Annotated in this window: 18 protein-coding genes; 9 read left to right on the forward strand and 9 right to left on the reverse strand. The window is 66.4% G+C overall.

Features of this window, described 5'->3' with window-relative positions; genetic code table 11:
* The first annotated feature begins 81 nt into the window (after positions 1 to 81).
* The 5 genes from prfA (at position 82) to SB771_RS29550 (ending at position 4,015) form a co-directional block, all read left to right on the forward strand.
* On the forward strand, positions 82 to 1,164 hold the full coding sequence (gene prfA, locus SB771_RS29530) for a peptide chain release factor 1 (protein WP_006755622.1): 1,083 nt from the start codon (positions 82 to 84) through the stop codon (positions 1,162 to 1,164).
* 7 nt (positions 1,165 to 1,171) lie between these two features.
* The gene (gene prmC / locus SB771_RS29535) at positions 1,172 to 2,014 is read left to right on the forward strand and encodes a peptide chain release factor N(5)-glutamine methyltransferase (RefSeq protein ID WP_175661930.1); all 843 of its coding nucleotides are present in this window, start codon (positions 1,172 to 1,174) and stop codon (positions 2,012 to 2,014) included.
* Between the two features lie 67 nt (positions 2,015 to 2,081).
* Positions 2,082 to 2,393 (forward strand): Grx4 family monothiol glutaredoxin, encoded by a 312-nt coding sequence (gene grxD, locus SB771_RS29540; RefSeq protein WP_006753626.1) that lies wholly within the window; start codon positions 2,082 to 2,084, stop codon positions 2,391 to 2,393.
* Between the two features lie 13 nt (positions 2,394 to 2,406).
* Complete coding sequence (locus SB771_RS29545) at positions 2,407 to 3,003, forward strand: UbiX family flavin prenyltransferase (protein WP_175661929.1); 597 nt, start codon at positions 2,407 to 2,409, stop codon at positions 3,001 to 3,003.
* Positions 3,004 to 3,223: 220 nt separating this feature from the next.
* Positions 3,224 to 4,015 carry a DODA-type extradiol aromatic ring-opening family dioxygenase gene (locus SB771_RS29550; protein WP_175661928.1) on the forward strand — a complete coding sequence of 264 codons (792 nt, stop codon included), beginning with the start codon at positions 3,224 to 3,226 and terminating at the stop codon, positions 4,013 to 4,015.
* A 114-nt stretch (positions 4,016 to 4,129) separates the two neighbouring features.
* Here SB771_RS29550 and SB771_RS29555 read toward each other — a convergent pair whose 3' ends face one another.
* Positions 4,130 to 5,728 carry an APC family permease gene (locus tag SB771_RS29555; RefSeq protein ID WP_011655847.1) on the reverse strand — a complete coding sequence of 533 codons (1,599 nt, stop codon included), beginning with the start codon at positions 5,726 to 5,728 and terminating at the stop codon, positions 4,130 to 4,132.
* Positions 5,729 to 6,148: 420 nt separating this feature from the next.
* Between SB771_RS29555 and SB771_RS29560 the strand changes: the two genes are divergently transcribed.
* The gene (locus SB771_RS29560) at positions 6,149 to 6,352 is read left to right on the forward strand and encodes a cold-shock protein (protein ID WP_006477070.1); all 204 of its coding nucleotides are present in this window, start codon (positions 6,149 to 6,151) and stop codon (positions 6,350 to 6,352) included.
* A 102-nt stretch (positions 6,353 to 6,454) separates the two neighbouring features.
* Here the strand turns inward: SB771_RS29560 and SB771_RS29565 are convergent, their stop codons facing one another.
* From SB771_RS29565 to SB771_RS29575, 3 genes are all read right to left on the reverse strand, one after another.
* Entirely contained in the window at positions 6,455 to 7,705 is a 1,251-nt protein-coding gene (locus SB771_RS29565; protein WP_165750826.1) for an Hsp70 family protein, read from the reverse strand.
* Positions 7,706 to 7,905: 200 nt separating this feature from the next.
* Positions 7,906 to 8,511, reverse strand: a complete 606-nt coding sequence (locus tag SB771_RS29570; RefSeq protein ID WP_175661927.1) for a nitroreductase family protein — start codon at positions 8,509 to 8,511, stop codon at positions 7,906 to 7,908.
* A 246-nt stretch (positions 8,512 to 8,757) separates the two neighbouring features.
* Positions 8,758 to 10,041, reverse strand: a complete 1,284-nt coding sequence (locus SB771_RS29575; protein ID WP_175661926.1) for an MFS transporter — start codon at positions 10,039 to 10,041, stop codon at positions 8,758 to 8,760.
* A gap of 218 nt (positions 10,042 to 10,259) precedes the next feature.
* On the opposite strand from SB771_RS29575, the gene SB771_RS29580 reads away from it, so the two are divergent.
* Together SB771_RS29580 and SB771_RS29585 are read left to right on the forward strand one after the other, a co-directional pair.
* A complete protein-coding gene (locus SB771_RS29580) occupies positions 10,260 to 10,883 on the forward strand; it encodes a TetR/AcrR family transcriptional regulator (protein WP_175661952.1) in 624 nt (207 codons plus the stop codon).
* Between the two features lie 82 nt (positions 10,884 to 10,965).
* Complete coding sequence (locus tag SB771_RS29585; protein ID WP_175661925.1) at positions 10,966 to 11,538, forward strand: DUF1415 domain-containing protein; 573 nt, start codon at positions 10,966 to 10,968, stop codon at positions 11,536 to 11,538.
* A gap of 77 nt (positions 11,539 to 11,615) precedes the next feature.
* Here SB771_RS29585 and SB771_RS29590 read toward each other — a convergent pair whose 3' ends face one another.
* The 4 genes from SB771_RS29590 to SB771_RS29605 all read right to left on the reverse strand — a co-directional run bounded on the left by SB771_RS29590 (position 11,616) and on the right by SB771_RS29605 (position 14,845).
* Positions 11,616 to 12,506, reverse strand: coding sequence for a class I SAM-dependent methyltransferase (locus SB771_RS29590; protein ID WP_175661924.1), 891 nt, complete (start codon positions 12,504 to 12,506; stop codon positions 11,616 to 11,618).
* Positions 12,507 to 12,595: 89 nt separating this feature from the next.
* Positions 12,596 to 13,729: a methyltransferase gene (locus SB771_RS29595; protein ID WP_175661923.1), complete on the reverse strand. Its 1,134-nt coding sequence runs from the start codon at positions 13,727 to 13,729 to the stop codon at positions 12,596 to 12,598.
* A 139-nt stretch (positions 13,730 to 13,868) separates the two neighbouring features.
* Positions 13,869 to 14,201 carry a YegP family protein gene (locus SB771_RS29600; protein ID WP_011655839.1) on the reverse strand — a complete coding sequence of 111 codons (333 nt, stop codon included), beginning with the start codon at positions 14,199 to 14,201 and terminating at the stop codon, positions 13,869 to 13,871.
* 149 nt (positions 14,202 to 14,350) lie between these two features.
* Positions 14,351 to 14,845, reverse strand: coding sequence for an LEA type 2 family protein (locus SB771_RS29605; RefSeq protein WP_175661922.1), 495 nt, complete (start codon positions 14,843 to 14,845; stop codon positions 14,351 to 14,353).
* 645 nt (positions 14,846 to 15,490) lie between these two features.
* On the opposite strand from SB771_RS29605, the gene SB771_RS29610 reads away from it, so the two are divergent.
* On the forward strand, positions 15,491 to 17,659 hold the full coding sequence (locus SB771_RS29610; protein WP_175657406.1) for a M1 family metallopeptidase: 2,169 nt from the start codon (positions 15,491 to 15,493) through the stop codon (positions 17,657 to 17,659).
* A gap of 134 nt (positions 17,660 to 17,793) precedes the next feature.
* Here the strand turns inward: SB771_RS29610 and SB771_RS29615 are convergent, their stop codons facing one another.
* Positions 17,794 to 18,822, reverse strand: a complete 1,029-nt coding sequence (locus SB771_RS29615) for a transporter (protein WP_011655835.1) — start codon at positions 18,820 to 18,822, stop codon at positions 17,794 to 17,796.
* Positions 18,823 to 18,965 lie beyond the last annotated feature (143 nt).

Consider the following 18,965-nt stretch of genomic DNA (forward strand, 5'->3'; position numbering starts at 1 on the left):
CGCCCGGTTGCCCTGCCGCCGGCCGCGAGCCGGCCTATCCTTTCCGAATACCCCTTTTGCCCGGGAGCGCCGCTCCACACCATGAAGACGAGCATGCAACGCAAGCTCGACCAGCTGTCTACGCGGCTGGCCGAACTGAACGACCTGTTGAGCCGTGAAAACGTCACGGCCGACCTCGACCAGTACCGCAGGCTCACGCGCGAACACGCGGAACTCGGCCCGGTCGTCGAGCAGTACGCGCTGTGGCGCCAGTCGCGCAACGACGAGACGGCCGCACAGGAATTGCTCGCCGATGCATCGATGCGCGATTTCGCCGAAGACGAAATCCGCAGCGCACGTGAGCGCATGGTCCGTCTCGAAGCCGAATTGCAGAAGATGCTGCTGCCGAAGGACCCCAACGACGATCGCAACATCTTCCTCGAAATCCGCGCGGGCGCCGGCGGCGACGAATCGGCACTGTTCGCGGGCGATCTGCTGCGCATGTACCTGCGCTTCGCGGAACGCCAGCGCTGGCAGGTCGAGATGATGTCGGAAAGCGCATCGGATCTCGGCGGCTACAAGGAAGTGATCGTGCGAATCGCCGGCCAGGGCGCGTACTCGCGCCTGAAGTTCGAGTCGGGCGGCCATCGCGTGCAACGCGTGCCGGCCACCGAAACGCAGGGGCGCATCCACACGTCCGCCTGCACGGTCGCGGTGATGCCGGAAGCCGACGAGATCGGCGAGGTCGAGATCAATCCGGCCGACCTGCGGATCGACACGTTCCGCGCGTCCGGCGCTGGCGGCCAGCACATCAACAAGACCGATTCGGCGGTGCGCGTCACGCACATCCCGACCGGGATCGTCGTCGAGTGCCAGGACGACCGTTCGCAGCACAAGAACAAGGACCGCGCGCTGAAGGTGCTCGCCGCGCGCATCAAGGACAAGCAGTATCACGAGCAGCACGCAAAGGAAGCGGCGACGCGCAAGAGCCTGATCGGCTCGGGCGACCGCTCGGAACGGATCCGCACGTACAACTTTCCGCAAGGCCGGATGACCGACCACCGGATCAACCTGACGCTGTACCGGCTCGAGGCGCTGATGGATGGCGATCTCGACGAACTGATCGGCGCGCTCGTGACCGAGCACCAGGCCGAACTGCTCGCGTCGCTCGGCGACACCGACTGAGGCCGCGATGCCCGACACCACCGCCGACGATCTGCTGCGCGCGTCGCCGCTCGACGCGGTCGATGCGCGCGTGCTGCTCGCGTACGCGCTCGGCTGGACCCGCACGCAGCTGATCACGCGCGGCGACACCCCGCTCGAGCCCGCGTCGATCGAGCGCTACCACGCGCTCGAAGCGCGCCGCGTGGCCGGCGAGCCGGTCGCGCAGCTCGTCGGGATGCGCGAATTCTTCGGACGGCCGTTCGATGTGACGCCCGACGTGCTGATTCCGCGCCCGGAAACCGAACTGCTCGTCGAAGCCGCGCTCGACGCGATCGACGGTCGGCCGCATCCGGCCGTGCTCGATCTCGGCACTGGCAGCGGCGCGATCGCCGTGTCGATCGCCGCGGAACGGCCCGACGCACGCGTATGGGCGCTCGACCGGTCGCCGGCCGCGCTCGACGTCGCACGGCGCAACGCGGACAAGCTGCTCGACGCGCGCCGTCCCGGCGGCCCGCCGCACTGGCTGCAGAGCGACTGGTACGCCGCGCTCGACCCGGCGCTCGCGTTCGACACGATCGTCAGCAACCCGCCGTACATCGCGCAGCACGATCCGCACCTCGCGCAGGGCGACCTGCGTTTCGAGCCGCGCGGCGCGCTCACCGACGACGCCGACGGCCTGAACGCGATCCGCACGATCGTCGCAGGCGCCGGCGCTTTCCTGAAACCGGGCGGCACGCTCTGGATCGAGCATGGCTACGACCAGGCCGAAGCCGTGCGCGCGCTACTCGTGTCGCGCGGCTTCGTCGCAGTCGAATCGCTCGCCGATCTGGCCGCGATCGAACGCACGACCGGCGGCCGCCGGCCCGGCTGATGCCCGGCTCGCCCGGTTGAAATCCGCTATCATTTCGATCTAACGCCCCGCAAACGCAAGGTCAGTCATGGACACCCAACAACGTATCAAGCAAATCGTCGACGAAAACCAGGTCGTGCTCTTCATGAAGGGCAACGCGCAATTCCCGATGTGCGGCTTCTCGGGCCGCGCCGTGCAGGTGCTGAAAGCCTGCGGCGTCGACCAGTTCAAGACGGTCAACGTGCTGGAAGACGACGAAATCCGCCAGGGCATCAAGGAATTCTCGAACTGGCCGACCATCCCGCAGCTGTACGTGAAGGGTGAATTCGTCGGCGGCTCGGACATCATGATGGAGATGTACCAGTCGGGCGAACTGCAGCAACTGTTCGCCGCCGCGTAACGTCCCCTTCCCGATGGCATCTCCCAGCGCGCCGCCACGCCGGCTGATCGTCGCGATCACCGGCGCCACCGGCGCGGTCTACGGCGTGCGGCTGCTCGAATTGCTGCGCGCCGCCGGCGGCGTCGAAACGCATCTGCTCGTTTCGAACGCCGGCTGGCTCAATATCCAGCATGAACTGAAGCTGACGAAGGCCGAGGTCGAAAGCCGTGCGGATGTCGTGCATTCGGTGCGCGATGTCGGCGCGACGATCGCGTCGGGCTCGTTCGCGACCGACGGAATGGTGATCGCACCCTGCTCGATGAAGACGCTTGCAAGCGTCGCGCACGGGCTGTCGGACAACCTGATCACGCGCGCGGCCGACGTCACGCTGAAGGAACGCCGCCGTCTCGTGCTGATGGTGCGTGAAACGCCGTTCAACCTCGCGCATCTGCGCAACATGACCGCCGTGACCGAAATGGGCGGCATCGTGTTCCCGCCGCTGCCCGCGTTCTACGCGATGCCGAAGACGATCGAGGAACTCGTCGACCAGACCGTCACGCGCGTCCTCGACCTGTTCGCGCTCAGTACGCCGATGACGACGCCATGGGCCGGGATCCGGCCCGCACAGTGAGCTGCTCGACTTGGCGCTTCTGCGCCGTTCCTCACGCATCTTCGCCGATTCAGCCGGCTTCCAGCTCGATCCGGTCATTCCAAGCTCCCGCCTACCCTCGCGCACGCGGAAGCACCCGCATTAACAACCAGCAAGATTCAATTAAATTCCTCGCGGCCGATTTATCAATGCGTGGTGCGCGCCTATAGTCACAGGCAAACCCTTTTGCAGGCTCCCCACCATGAACCGCTTGCCTTCGCTTTACCTGTCCCACGGCGCGCCGACGCTGCCGATCGACCCGACACTGCCGTCCGGCGCGTTCACGCAGCTCGGCGCCGAATTGCCGCGCCCGCGCGCGGTACTGATGCTGTCCGCACACTGGGGCACGCAGCAGCCGGTCGCGAGCGTGGCCGCGCATCCGGAAACGATCCACGACTTCCATGGCTTCCCGCGTGCCCTGTACGAAATCCGCTATCCGGCACCGGGCGCGCCCGAGGTCGCCGAACGGGCGGCCGCGCTGCTGAACGCGGCCGGCATCGCGACCGCGACGACCGAGCACGGCCTCGACCACGGCGCGTGGGTGCCGATGCTGCTGATGTTCCCGGAGGCCGACGTGCCCGTCGCGCAACTGTCGATCCAGCCGCGCGCGGACGCCGCCCATCACTTCGCGCTCGGTCGCGCGCTGCGGCCGCTACGCGACGAAGGCGTGATGGTGATCGGCTCGGGCCAGATCACGCACAACCTGCGCGCCGCGGATTTCGGCGCGGCGCCCGAGGATGCGGACCCGCGCGTCGCGGAGTTCACCGACTGGTTCGAGGCGAAGCTCGCCGCGCGCGATGTCGACGCGCTGCTCGACTATCGCCGCCAGGCGCCGCACGCGGTGCTCATGCATCCGACCGACGAGCACCTGCTGCCGGTTTTCACCGCGCTGGGTGCGGCCGACGACAACTACCGGCTCGGCATCCAGTCGCTCGGCACGTATCAACGCGTGCTCGCGATGACGAACTACGTGTTCTCGAGCGCGGCCGCCTGAGTCCAACGGAACCGGCACAACCGGCGCGCCCCAAACAAAAAGCCCGCCCGAGCATCGCTCGGACGGGCTTTTATGCGCTTTCCGCCACCGCCGATTCCGGTGGCAGGTCAGGCGTCAGACACCGACCCCTTCGAGGATCTCGTCATGCGCTTCGCGCTCGTCGAGATATTGGGTCCGGTAGCCCGTGTTCACGCCCCAGAAGTAGAACACCAGCGAGATCGCCGCGACGATCACCATGTCCCAGCCGTACGGCATCAGACCATGGCCGCCGAATTCCTTGCTGCCGATCAGCGACAGCACGGCCATCGTCGGCAGGTACGCGACCAGCCACCATGCGGCCTTCAGGTCGGCGCCCCAGCCGCTCCACCCGGACTTGGCCTGGAAGAAGAAGTACACCGGCAGCGCGACGATCATCAGCAGGATGATTTCGCCGGTCAGCGGCCACTTCGCCCAGTACAGGATCAGCGACGCGCAGACGAACGCGAACGGTGCGATCAGCTTCATCAGCGGAATCGACAGCGGACGCTCGATGTCGGTCGCCGCGCGGCGCAGCGCCATCAGGCTGATCGGGCCGGTCAGGTACGAAATCACCGTCGCCACCGAGATCACCGCCGCGAGCGAGCTCCAGCCGCGGAAGAAGAACAGGAAGACGAACGACACGAGCAGGTTGAACCACATCGCCTGGCGCGGCACGCCGTAGATCGGGTGCACGTTGCCGAACATCTTCGGCATCGTGTTGTTGCGCTCCATCGCGTAGATCATCCGGGTGGTCGTCGCCATGTAGGTCGTGCCGGTACCGCTCGGGCTGACGAACGCGTCGACATACAGCAGGATCGCGAGCCAGTTCAGGTTCAGCGCGATCGCGAGTTCCGCGAACGGCGACGAGAAGTTGAAGTGCTCCCAGCCCTTCGCGACGTCGACCGGATTCACCGAGCCGATGTACGCCATCTGCAGCAGCACATAGATCACGAGTGCGAGCAGGATCGACGTGATCACCGCGAACGGCACGCTGCGCGACGGATCGCGCGCTTCGCCGGCCAGGTTCACCGGGCTCTGGAAGCCGTTGAACGCGAACACGATGCCGCTCGTCGAGACCGCGGTCAGCACGGCCGACCAGCCGTACGGCGCGAAGCTCGCGTTCGATGCGGTGCCGAGGTTCTCCGAGTGGAAGCTCGCCAGCATCAGGCCGAGGATCGTGAGGCCGGGGATCAGGAACTTGAAGATCGTGATCGCGGTGTTCGCCCGCGCGAACGCCTTGACGCCCCAGTAGTTCAGCATGAAATAGATCACGACCAGCACGGCCGACAGCAGCAGGCCTGGTGTCGTCAACTCGCCGTTCACGAACAACGCGTGCGCCCATGGATACGGCCACGTGCTCATGTACTGGATCGACGCTTCCGCCTCGATCGGGATCACCGAGACGATCGCGATCCAGTTCGCCCATGCGCTGATGAAGCCCACCAGCGAACCGTGCGAATAGCGCGCATAGCGCACCATGCCGCCGGACTCGGGGAACATCGCGCCCAGTTCAGCGTACGTCAGCGCAATCGCGAGAATCACGACCGCGCCGATGATCCATGCGCAGATCGCCGCCGGACCGGCGATCTTCGCGGCCTTCCAGGCGCCGAACAGCCAGCCCGAGCCGATAATCGAACCCAGTCCCGTCAGCATCAGTGCAAACGGGCCGATGTTCCGTTGAATAGAACTCTTCACATCCTCTCCTGTGTCTCAAAAAGCGTGGTCGGCCAGCTGTCCGGGATCGGCTCGGACAGCGCCGCGCGCGTCATTTTGGGGGGAGGGATTACCCGATCAGGGCAACCCCTCCAGCGGCGCGTAGTTTAACGGTTGCACCTGCAAGATGGCGCCAAAATCGTTCGTCCCCTACAAAAAATTCGCGTCGCTTGCAAGGTTTGTAAACCTGAACTCCGCAATAACCCTGAGTGTATGGAAATCCGGTTGACCGCGTGAGCGATTAGCCGTATAAACAACGTTGCAGGATTTCAAGCGGCGAGTGAATTGGTTCTTTCGTAGTTCGCCCATCAACGGTACTCCGGTTGGTCCTATTACCCCCTTCCTTGATTTTCCGCACCCCATGGGCCTCGGCCCCGTTTTATCTTTTTAGGAATAAGTAACATGGCAACCGGTACCGTCAAGTGGTTCAATGACGCAAAGGGCTTCGGCTTCATTACCCCGGAAGGCGGCGGCGACGATCTGTTCGCGCACTTCTCGGAAATCCGCGTCGAAGGCTTCAAGACGCTGCAAGAAAACCAGAAGGTTGAATTCGAAGTGAAGACGGGCCCGAAGGGTCTGCAAGCTGCGAACATCCGTCCGGTCTAAGTTCGGCGCGATTAATTCGTGTAAAAAAGCCCCGCTTCGGCGGGGCTTTTTGTTTTATGGCGCGGCAGTGATGCTGCCGCTGCCCGTCCGGCTTATCTTCGTTCAGCCGAACAGCCGCTGCGCGTGAATGCCGAGCCCCGTCGCGACGCTGGCGAGGCGATCGCCGAACACCGGCTGCGCGTCCGGAAATGCGCCGGCGAGCGCACCCGACAGAAACGCGAGCCCGGTCGAGCCGCCGGTGAAATACAGCGCGCCGAGGTCGCGCGGCGCCACGCCCGCCAGCCGCACCGTTTCGCGCGCGGCGTCGACGATGCGCGCGGTGTCGTCGACGCTCGCATGGACGAGGCGTTCGGCGTCGAACGCGATCTGCAGATCCTCTTCCACGTCGTTCAGGTCGATCATCGTCTCCCCGCCCGCCGCCACGCCGATCTTCGCCTCTTCCGCGCGTGCCATCAGCGCATGCCCGAGCCGCTGTTCGACCACACGCGTGAGCCGGTCGTACTGCCGCCCGTCCTGGTACAGATGCTTCATCAGCTTCAGCTCGCCCAGCCGCTTCGGCGTGTAGACCGTGTTGATCAGGTGCCAGGTCGCCAGGTCGAAGTAGATTCGGTTCGGCAGCTCGCGCCCCTCGGGATCGAGCGCGCGATAGCCGAACGCCGGCAGGATCGCCGCCAGCTCGACGCGGCGGTCGTAATCGGTGCCCGCGACGTGCACGCCGTGGTGCGCGAGCACGTCGTCCTTGCGCTCGAGGCGCGCCATCCGCTCCGGCCCGACGCGCACGAGCGAGAAGTCCGACGTACCGCCGCCGATGTCGGCAACCAGCACGAGCCGTTCGGCCTGCTGGCGCGACTCGTAGTCGAACGCGGCCGCGATCGGTTCGTACTGGAAATGCACGTCGGTGAAACCGACCGACCGCGCGGCCGCTTCTAGCTGGTCCTGCGCGAGGCGGTCGGCACGCGGATCCTCGTCGACGAAGAACACCGGGCGGCCGAGCACCGCACGGCCGATCGGCGCGCCCGCGCGTGCCTCGGCCTTGCGCTTCAGGTGCGTCAGGAAGCGCGCGATGATCTCCGTGTACGCCATCGCGCTGCCGTCGCCGAGATCGGTCGTGGTTTCCGCGAGCGGCGAGCCGAGGATGCTCTTCATCGAGCGCATCAGCCGGCCGTCGAAACCGTCGATATACGACGCGAGCGCCGCGCGGCCGTATTCGACCGTCTGCTCGTCGTTGTTGAAGAAGATCGCGGTGGGCAGCGTCAGATGGTCGCCCTCGACGGGCGCGAGGCGCATCCCATCGCCGTCGGGCAACGCCACGGCGGAATTGGACGTGCCGAAATCGATCGCGCAGTAAGTCATCGGAAGGTGCCGCAGCATGGCCGGCGCGGAAAACGGAAAGGACGGGCTTTTTAACATGAAGCCCGCCGGATCACAACCGAGGCCGGCCAGCGGTACGGCGCAACCGGCCCCGAGGGGCGGAGATGGGGCGCGCCGGCAGGCGCGTCAGGGGCGACAGGTGCGGTCGGGGGCCAAACGCATCCCGCCGCCTGCCCGGGGAATCAGGCTACCGCTTCGAAACCCTTCTTCCATGCGCCCGCATAGACGACCTCGCCGAGCGCGTGACGCGTGCGGGGCGCCTTTTCGCGGTCGCGCAGCACCGGATCGAGCTTGTCGACGTTGCCGTAGTGGCCGAGCGAGATGAGCGCCGGAATGGCGACGTCGGCCGGAATCTCGAACGCGTCGCGGAACGCCTTCGCGTCGAAGCCGCTCATCTGGTGCGCGGCAAGGCCCAGCGCGTGCGCCTGCAGCACCAGCGACATCGCGGCCGCGCCCGCGTCGTACAGCGCGGTCGACGCCGGCTCGCCCTTCGGCGTGAGCGTGTGCGAAGTCACGGCGATCAGCACCGGCGCCGGCGCATTCCACGCCTGGTTGAACGGCACCAGCGTCGCGAATGCGCGCTTGAACGCTGCTTCGTCCTGCGTGCGATCGAAGACGATGAAGCGCCACGGCTGCGCGTTGTATGCGGACGGCGCCCAGCGCGCGGCTTCGAGCACCGCGTGCAGATCGGCGGCGCTGATCGGCTCGTCCGAATACGCGCGCGGGCTCCAGCGGCCCGCGATCAGGTCGTGAATCGAAACAGTGGTGGGAGCAGGTTTGACAGACATGCGGTTCCTCGCTGACATCGATGAAGGGGCGCGAACGCGCGCCGAACCGCAAGCATAACCGCTTGAGCCATCACGCGCCCGATCGTCCCGCGCAATGCAAATCACCGATCCTGCATTGACCGGCCGCCCAACTTCCGTTCGGCTGGAGGATGCCGCGTCTGCCGTCCCGCCTCGGAACGACGGCTCGGCTTCCTCGACGCAGCCGCCTCCCGCCGCGCAGCCGCGCACGGGCCGGCCGAGCGCCGCTCAGGCGGCCTGCGCGGCGGCGCGGGACGGGCCGCGGTTGATTCGCAGCACGATCAGCGCGCCGACGATGCAGAGCCCGCCCGAGATCATCGACGCGATCGTATAGGTGCCGAGGCTCGCACGCAGCAACCCTGCGCCGAGCGCCGCGAATGCCGCGCCGAGCTGGTGGCCGGCGACGATCCAGCCGAACACGACCGGCGCCGCGGCCTTGCCGAACACATCGGTGGCGAGCCGCACGGTCGGCGGCACGGTCGCGATCCAGTCGAGCCCGTAGAACATCGCGAACAGCGGCAGCCCGAAGAAATCGATGCCGAACGCATGCGGCAGGTAGATCAGCGACAGCCCGCGCAGCCCGTAGTACCAGAACAGCAGCACGCGGTTGTCGTAGCGGTCGGACAGCCAGCCCGACAGCGTCGTGCCGAACAGGTCGAACACGCCCATCGCGGCGAGCAGCGACGCGCCCTGCACTTCGGTCATCCCGTAGTCGCTGCACATCGCGATCAGGTGCGTGCCGACATAGCCGTTGGTGCTCGCGCCGCAGATGAAGAAGCTGAAGAACAGCAGCCAGAAGTCGCGCGAGCGGCTCGCCATCAGCAGCGTGCGGAACGCGACCGCGAGCGGGTTCTCCTTCGTCGCGTCGGGCGCGGCCGGCGCATCGGCCGGCTCGCCGTACGGGCGCAGCTGCACGTCGGCCGGCCGCTCGGGCAGCAGGAACGCGACCAGCGGAATCACGATCGCGGCCGCGACCGCGACGACGAGTACGACCGGCCGCCAGCCGTGGCGCTGCGCGATCGCCGCGAGCATCGGCAGGAACACGAGCTGGCCGGTGGCCGTGCTCGCGGTCAGGATGCCCATCACGAGGCCGCGCCGCGCATGGAACCAGCGCGTGACGAAGGTCGCGGACAGCGTCAACGCGACGACGCCGGTCGAGCAGCCGACCATCAGCCCCCAGATCACGACCATCTGCCAGCTCTGCGTCATCATCGACGACAGCGCGACGCCCGCGCCCATCGTCACCAGCGCGGTCAGGATCGTCGGCCGCAGCCCGAAACGCTGCATCGCCGCGGCCGCGAACGGGCCCGTCAGGCCGTACAGCGCGATGTTCACCGAAATCGCCAGCGAAATCGTCGCGCGGCTCCAGCCGAGTTCGCGCTCGAGCGGCACCATCAGCACGCTCGGTGTCGCGCGCGTGCCGGCCGCCGCCAGCAGGATCAGGAAAACCACCGCCGCCGCGAGCCATCCGTAGTGGAAGCGCCCGCCGATTCGTGTCACCACCCAATTCATGTTGTCGCTCTCCAGTTGCCGGCCCGGCGCCCGCGCGCCCGCCCCGCCTCACCACCAGGCCACCTCCGCCGCACGCTGCATCGGCTGACCCGGGCCGATACGTGGCATTTGTCTGTTGATCCGACCGGCATTGTTACCGCTCGGTCACAAGTGTGTTGCGATCGTAGGTACCAGTCGGTAACATGTCAAGCAATTCCATCACGCAGTCGAGGGTCATCATGTCGGGCAGCGAGGCCGTCAACAAGCCGCCGGCACGCCGCACGCGCCGGCCGATCGCCGCGGCCGCGGCGCACGAACATCTGCTGCGCGCCGCCGAGGAGCTGTTTTACAAGGAAGGGGTGCGCGCGGTCGGTGTCGAGGCGGTCGTGGAACTCGCGGGCGTCAACAAGATGAGCCTGTACCGCCAGTTCTCGTCGAAGGACGAGCTGATCCTCGCGTATCTGGAGCGGATGGATGCGTGCTTCTTCGAGCGCTTCGATTCGAGCATCGCGAAGCATCCGGGCCAGCCGAAGGCGCAGTTGATCCAGTATTTCGTCGATCTCGCGGCGCGCGCGACGCAGAAGGACTATCGCGGCTGCCCGTTCGTCAACGTCGCGGCCGAATTCCCCGATGCGTCGCACCCGGCGCGCGAGCGGGTCGCGCAGAACAAGGAACAGCTGATGAAGCGGCTCGTCGCATTGTGCGAAAGCGCCGGCGCACGGCAGCCGCAAGCGCTCGCCGATGCGCTCGCGCTGGTGGTCGAAGGCATCTACGCGGCCAGCCAGACGTATCGGCACGGCGAAACGCCGATCGGCACCGCGCCCGCGCTGGTCACGCAGCTGATCGAAGCCGGCTGCGCGTGACGGGCGGCGCACGCCCGAACCCCTCCGGTCCGCTCCAGCTACAATGCGGCCCTCGCTGCCGCTTCGCCCGATTGCCTTCGCCATGACAGACGCCCGCCCCGACTCGCACGACGACATCCTCGCCGCCACGCGGCACTGGCTCGCGCGCGCGGTAATCGGGCTCAATCTGTGCCCGTTCGCGAAGAGCGTCTATGTGAAGGAACAGGTGCGCTATGCGATCAGCGAAGCGACGACGCTCGAGGACGCACTCGCCGACCTCGAAACCGAGCTGCGCGCGCTCGAGGCGGCGGATCCGCAGCAGGTCGACACGACGCTCGTGATCTATCCGCGCGCGTTCGCGGATTTCGTCGACTACAACGATGCGCTGTTCTTCGCCGAGCGGCTCGTGCGGCAGTTGCGGCTCGACGGCGTGCTGCAGATCGCGAGCTTCCATCCCGAGTACCGGTTCGAAGGCAGCGAAGCCGACGACATCGAGAACTACACGAACCGCGCACCGTATCCGATCCTGCACCTGCTGCGCGAGGACAGCATCGCGCGCGCGGTCGACGCGTTTCCGGACGCGTCCGCGATCTACGAGAAAAACCAGGAAACATTGCGCCGCCTCGGTCACGACGGCTGGCGTGAATGGATGCGCCGGCCGGGCGACGACGTCTGACGCGTCGCGCGACGGCCGGCCACCGCGCGGCCGACGGGCCGCGCGCGTCAGTCGACCGCAGTCGGCCTCAGTCGGCCTCAGTCCGCGGCCGGCTCGACGGCCTCGCCTTCCGCCGCCGCGGGCGCCGGCACGAAGAAGCGCTCGTTCAGTTCGGCGAGCCCGAACATGCCGAGGATCTCGTTCAGCCGCTCGCCGGGCTTGCGGCGCGGCAGATTCTTGTACTGCGCGATGATCAGCTCGTTCTTCATCGAATGCTCCCAGCCGACCAGCTCGGTCACGCTGACCTGGTAGCCGTGCGCCTCGAGCTGCAGACAGCGCAGCACGTTGGTGATCTGGCTGCCGAATTCGCGCGTATGCAGCGGATGCCGCCACACTTCCGTCAGCGCATTCGCGAGCGACTTGCCCTTGTGCCTGCGCAGCACGCCCGCGACCTCCGCCTGGCAGCACGGCACCAGCACGATGTGCCGCGCGCGCTTCGCGAGCGCGAAACGGATCGCGTCGTCGGTCGCCGTGTCGCATGCATGCAGCGCGGTCACGACATCGACCGTTTCGGGCAGCTTCGGCGACGTGATCGAATCGGCGACCGACAGGTTCAGGAACGACATCCCGCCGAACCCGAGTCGCGCGGCGAGTTCCGCAGAACGCGTGACGAGCTCTTCGCGCGTCTCGATACCGTACACGTGCGACGCGAACGCCGGCGTGCCGTGCCCCGGCTGCTGCTTGAAGAACAGGTCGTACAGGATGAAGCCGAGATACGACTTGCCAGCACCGTGATCGACGAGCGTGACGGCGCCCTTGTCGGCCTGCACGCTCGCGAGCAACGGCTCGATGAACTGGAACAGGTGATAGACCTGCTTCAGCTTGCGGCGGCTGTCCTGGTTCAGCTTGCCGTCGCGGGTCAGGATGTGCAGTTCCTTCAACAGCTCGACGGACTGCTCCGGACGGATTTCGTGGGTCTTGTTCGACATCGTGAAGCGGCGCCGGGCCATGGTCGGGTGACCACGGCCCGGCGGCGTGAATTCGTGAGGAATGGCGACAGTTTACCGAAAATGCGCGATCAGGCCCGCGCGCCGAGCCGCCAGAGCGACGTGAGCTCGGCGCGGCGTGCCGCGTGCAGCGGATCGTCCGCGTCGGTCGACTTCGGATGCGCGGGGCGGATGTCTTCGCGGCCGAGCACGACGAGACCGGCTTGGTCTATCCATTGCAGCAACGTTTCACGCGGCCGCAGGCCGAGATGCTCGGCGAAATCGGACAGGATCAGCCAGCCTTCGCCGCCCGGTTCGAGATGCTCGGCGAGCCCGGCGAGGAAACCGCGCAGCATGCGGCTGTCGGGATCGTAGACCGCATATTCGATCGGCGCGCTCGGGCGGGCCGGCACCCACGGCGGGTTGCACACGACGAGCGGCGCGCGGCCGACCGGAAAGAGATCGGCTTCGACGACCTCGACGCGATCGGCGTGGCCGAGCCGCGCGATGTTCTCGCGTGCACACGCAAGCGCGCGCGGATCCTGGTCGGTCGCGACGATACGCTCGACGCCGCGCGATGCGAGCACGGCCGCGAGCACGCCGGTGCCGGTGCCGATGTCGAACGCGAGCGACGTCGCCGGCAGCGGCGCGCGCGCGACGAGTTCGACGTATTCGCCGCGCACCGGCGAGAACACGCCGTAATGCGGATGGATCGGCGCGCCGCCGAGCGCCGGAATCGGCACGCCCTTCTTGCGCCATTCGTGCGCGCCGACGAGACCGAGCAGTTCGCGCAGCGACACGACCGACGGCGCGCCGCCCGGCCCGTACGCTTCCTCGCACGCGGCGCGCACGTCGGGCGCGCGGCGCAGCGGGATCGTGTAGTCGGCATCGAGCGGGATCAGCAGCATCCCGAGCGTGCGGGCGCGCTGCGATTGCGCGAGCCGGTGCAGGTTGAATGCGTCGGCGCCGGCCGCGGCCTTCGCCTTCTTCGGCTTGCGTTCGACGCGGCGGGCCATCGCCTGCACGAGCTGGCGCGCATTCTGGAAGTCGCCCTGCCAGACGAGCGCGGTGCCCTCGCATGCGAGGCGGTACGCGGCATCGGCGGTAAGGCGATCGTCGGCCGGCACGGCGCGCTTCGGCGGCTGCACGCCGGCTTCGGAGCGCCAGCGCACGGCCTGTTCGGCGCCGTCGGCGTCGGTCCAGTGGAAAACGGGGAAATCGGTCACGCGAGCTCGGCTACGGTTGGCTTCAGACAGGCGGCGAGAATTCACCGCGCGGACGACACCATACCGCGCTTTGTCCGGCCTCGCAAAAACAGGGGCCGCGGCGCCCGCCCGAAGGCGTTTGCCGCGGCACGATCGTCTATCAGGCGAGATCGAAAGTCTCTGCGACAGGCGCGTCGCGCTTGACGGCAGCAATCCCGTTGTCGCGGCCTTGCGTGCTCTTGTACGTTTCACTCGTACCGATAACCTGGCGGTTTGCGGCCTTCAGATTGAACATGTACTCGCCGTTGTGCGCGACCTTCCGCTCATAACGTTCGTCCAGCGGCGCATTCTCGCGGACGGAAGCGATGCCGGTTTGCGCGCCGCGCTTCTCCTCGTACCGCTCGCTCGCGAGGATGATCTCGCCATTCGCCGACTTCAAATGGAAGAAGTACTGACCGTTCGTCGCCTTTTTGATCTCGAACTTTGCAGCCATGTGGTTACTCTCCTAAAAGAACGTCCGACCCTCGGACATTGACCAGTGTAGGAGCCGTAACCACCACAATCCAACTTCCGCCAAGCAGACTGTTGAAGACTGTCAATTCGTCAACTTTTCGTGACATTTGGCCGACGTTGCCGGCACGTCTACCCGCCCCATCCCGGCGTCGTCGGCATGCGCAACGTGCCCGCGTCCCGGAAATGCACGCTGCCGAGCACACCGCCCGCGAGCCGCCCGCGCAGCGCGTAGGGCAGCTCGCCGCTGGCCGCCGCGCCGGGCAGGTTCCACGCCTGCCGCGCGGCGGCGAACGCCGACACCGAAACCGGCACATCGATCACCGCCTCGCCGAAACGCGGCACGACGCCCGAGCGATCGCTGACGCCGCTCGCGAACGGCGTGCCGTTCAGGTCGAGCGCGACCGAAATGCCGTCGTACTCGATCGGCGCGTCGTTCGGGTTCTGCACGCGCAGCTTCAGGCTGAAGCGCATCTCGAGGCCCTGCCCGATCAGCGGGTCGAGCCCGGCGACGGACACGCTTACGGGCTCGCGCGTGAAGCCCGCGCAACCGCCGAGCACGAACGCGGCGGCGAACAGCAGCAGCACGGCGCGCAGCGGCGCGGTAAGGAACAGGGCTCGTGGCATCGGCTGGCCTCCTTGCGGCAATCGATCGACAGGTCGTCGATGCATTGTACCGAGCGCGCCCCCGCCGCCCCGGACTTCGTAGTTTTCGCGTAGCGCCGCGATCGTTAATAGATTAAAACTACGGAAAGCGGCGACTAAACGGAAAGTGAATTAATGCCCGCCGGCATTCAATGGCACATGGAAAATTCAATTGAGTCACTTTCTAATTTTTTCGTTTCCCTAACCCAAAACCATCAAGTATATTTACGCATCCTTCGAGCAGGCCGACAAACCTTGATGCCGCATGACGGCGATTTTACGGAACGGCGACACGCCGTCCTTCCGTCCGGCGGCCTGGTACGGCCGGCCCCGTGGGTCGTTGGTTCAAAGGGAATGCACGCCCATGCAGGGCGGGCGGCCGCGTCTCGTGCGCGCGAAATCAATTCAGTACAACACGCGCACGGCCATTTTGAACCGGCAAGTTAACCGACATCCGGAAACACAGAGGGGGCAGTAAACGATGATTACCTTCACGTAGTCGACTGACCGTCTTTTCGAATAATCCGTCATTGGCATTTCTCATCGCCGCTGATTAACGGCGAGGGATTGTCTTTGCCGGCGTTTTCGCAGCACTGAACGATTCTTTCAACAATCGAGGTTTCAGTCATGTCGATCAACATTCACAAGATGCGTTATCTACCGCTGGTCGCCGCACTCGTACTCGCCGGTTGCGGCGGCGACGACGGCGGCGTGGGCTCGGCTTCCGCACTCAGCTCGGCCGGCGCGCCGCACTCGGGCTCGGCGCCCGCCGCCAACACGCCGCCGAGCGCGTCCAATGTCGACAAGAGCGTGTCGCCTGTCGAGCTGCCGGACACCGTGGTACCGGTCAACTACCGGCTGTGGTTCCGCCCGAACGACGCGCTGGACGCGTTCGACGGGCGCGCCGACGTCGAAATCAAGGTGCTGAAGCCGGTCAACAACATTGTGATCGCCGGCCACCGGATCAAGTTCACGAACGGCCGCATCACGCTGCAGCCGGGCAACATCCAGCTGATCGCGACGCCGCAGGACAAGGGCGACTTCTACCAGCTGCGCCCCGCCGCCGGCACGATCGCGCCGGGCAACTATTCGCTGCACATGGAGTGGTCGGGCATCATCAACTTCAAGTCGTACGACGATCCGGCCACGCAGACGGGCGGCAGTTGCGGCGACGATCCATATCCGGGCTGCTCGGCCGCCGAAGGCGTGTTCCGCGTCGACCTGAAGGGCACCGACGGCAAGACGAGCGGCGCGATCCTCACGCAAGGCGAAACCAACCTGTCGCGCCAATGGTTCCCGGGCTGGGACGAGCCGGCGTTCCGTCCGACCTATGAAGTGACGGCCGAAGTGCCGCAAAGCTGGCGCGTCGTGTCGAACGCGGCCGAGAAGCCGGCGACCAACGTCGGCGGCGGCTACAAGCTCGTGCAGTTCGAGAAGACCCCGCCGATGCCGTCGTACCTGCTGTTCTTCGGCGGCGGCATGTTCGACACCTACGAGGACGATTTCTCGAGCCCGCTGCCGGGCGGCAAGGGCGGCCTGCACCTGCGCGTGTTCACGCCGCCGGGCATGAGCGACTGGGCGAAGCCCGCGATGGACCGCACCAAGCAGGCGCTCGACTACTACTACCGCTACACGGGCATCCCGCTGCCGCTGACGAAGTTCGATACGGTCGCCGCGAACGACGCGTTCAAGGAGCAGAAGGACCTGAACTTCGGCGGGATGGAGAACTGGGGGTCGATCCTCGAGTTCGCCGACGACATCCTGCCGCAGCCGGGCCAGCCGATGTCGCGTTACGGTAACGAGGTGCTGACGCACGAAGTCGCGCACCAGTGGTTCGGCGACCTCGTCACGACCGATTGGTGGGACAACGTCTGGCTCAACGAGTCGTTCGCGACGTTCTTCGAGACGAAGACCACGATCCAGTTCTTCCCCGACGAGTTCAGCTGGCTCGACCAGGTGAAGAACAAGTACCGCGTGATCAATCGCGACATCGGCCCGAACGCGTTCCCGGTCGCGCCGAACTTCAACGACTGGGCATCGAACGACTTCGTGCTGAGCGCGAGCGCGTTCACGTACGACAAGGGCGGCCACGTGCTGAAGACGCTCGAGAACTATCTCGGCGAGCAGACGTTGCGCCAGGGCCTGCAGCAGTATCTGGTCGACTACTCGTTCGGCAACGGCACGCCGAAGCGCCTGTGGGATGCGCTGTCGAAGGCGAGCGGCCAGTCGGTCGGCCCGATCGGCGACAGCTACGTGCGCCAGACGGGCGTGCCGCTGATCTCGCTCGACACGCAGTGCGACATGACGAAGAACCAGACGATCGTCACGCTGAAACAGCAGCCGTTCCCGAACAAGAACGCGTATCCGGGCCTGCAATGGACGGTGCCGATCACGCTCGCGTACGGCCAGGGTCTCGCGAAACACACGACGCTCGCGCTGAAGGATACGCAGGCGCAGACGCGGATCGACGGCTGCACGGGCGTGGTCGCGGATCCGAGCGGTCTCGACTACTACGTCGTGAACTACAGCGACGCCGCGTGGAGCGGCCTGCTCACGCAGGTCAACGGCTCGACCGATCCGGTGCTGCTCGCGAACCTGAAGAGCGAGGCCGCGCTGCTCGTCGCGAACAACCTCGCGCCGGCTTCGCGTTCGACGTCGATCGGCTCGGTCGCTTCGCCGGCCGCGATGAAGCTGCGCCAGACGCCGAGCTTCGGCGGCATCGCGCCGACGGCGAAGGAACGTCCGTCGCTGCGCTATCAAGGCATGTTCAAGCCGCGCAAGACGCTGGTTCAGTAACGTTGTCCGGCCGGCCGGTGCCGCGCGGTTCGCGGCGCCGGCCGGCGTTCAAGTCCTCACGTCCTTCGGCAGGCCCCGCAATGCGGGGCCTGTTTTTTTATCGGTATCGTTCGCGCCGCACCGGCAAGGGCTAACTAGCGATCGTCGCGCCGACGAAACGCCCACCACGCGGCGAGCGCGGTAAAGCCCGCGACGAGCAGCACCATCAGCCAGAAGCCGTGCTTGTTCTCGGAGAACGGCACGCCGCCGACGTTCATCCCGAAGAAGCCCGCGACGATGTTGATCGGCAGCGCGATCACGGTGACGAGCGTCAGCGTGAACAGCGTCCGGTTGTTCTGCTCGTCGAGGCGTGAGCCGATCTCTTCCTGCAACAGCTTGATCCGCTCGTTGAGCCCGGACAGATCGGCGAGCACGAGCGAGAACTCCTCGGTCGACTCGCGCAGCTCCTGCACGTCTTCGGGATGCAGCCACGCGGGAGGTTTCGCGAGCAGCCGGAAGATCGAGCCCGGCTCGGGTGCCAGCATGCGCTGCAGGCGCGTCAACGTGCGGCGCATTGCGCCGAGTTCGACGCGATTCGACGTGAGCCGTTGCGACAGGAAGCGATCCTCGATGCGATCGACGTCGACGCTCGTGCGCCGCATGATCTGGATCAGCAGGTCGGCCTGGTCGTGCAGCAGGTGCACGAGCAGTTCGACCGGCGACCGGAACCGCTCGCCGTCGCGCACACCCGCGCGCAACGTGTCGACCGAGCGCAGCGGCTTGAGCCGCGCGGTGACCATGATGCGCCGTTCGACGTGGACGAACAGCGTCGCGATTTCCGACGGCGTCAGTTCGAGGTTGAACATCACGTCGTTGACGATCGCACGCAATGCGCCGTCCTCCTGCTCGATGCGCGTCGAGCGCGACCCTTCGTGCAGGAATTCGAAGAAGCTGTCGGGCAATCCGAGGTGCGTGCGCATCCAGCGCTCGCTCGCGCCGTGCGCGAGATTGAAGTGCAGCCAGACGAAATCGTCCGATGCGCTCGCATCGCGCGCGCGGCACGTGCGCAGCCATGCAGCGGCCGCTTCGGCGTCGAGCATCACGCCCGCTCCGCCCGGGACGAAGCGGAATCCGCATACCATGCCGGACGTATCGGCACCGTAAGTCTGTACGATCAGGTCCATCGTGTCGAAGGTCGTGCGGCGCGCGCCGCGCCGCGCATCGCGCATCGCGGCGCCACGCCGGGAAAAGAAACGAAACGTATGCCCGACGGATGTGACGTTCTCGTGACACTGTCACATACGCCCCGTCCCGGCCTCGTCAGCCT

The organism is Burkholderia sp. SIMBA_051 (genome assembly GCF_046534915.1).
In the GTDB taxonomy this organism is placed as follows: domain Bacteria; phylum Pseudomonadota; class Gammaproteobacteria; order Burkholderiales; family Burkholderiaceae; genus Burkholderia; species Burkholderia ambifaria.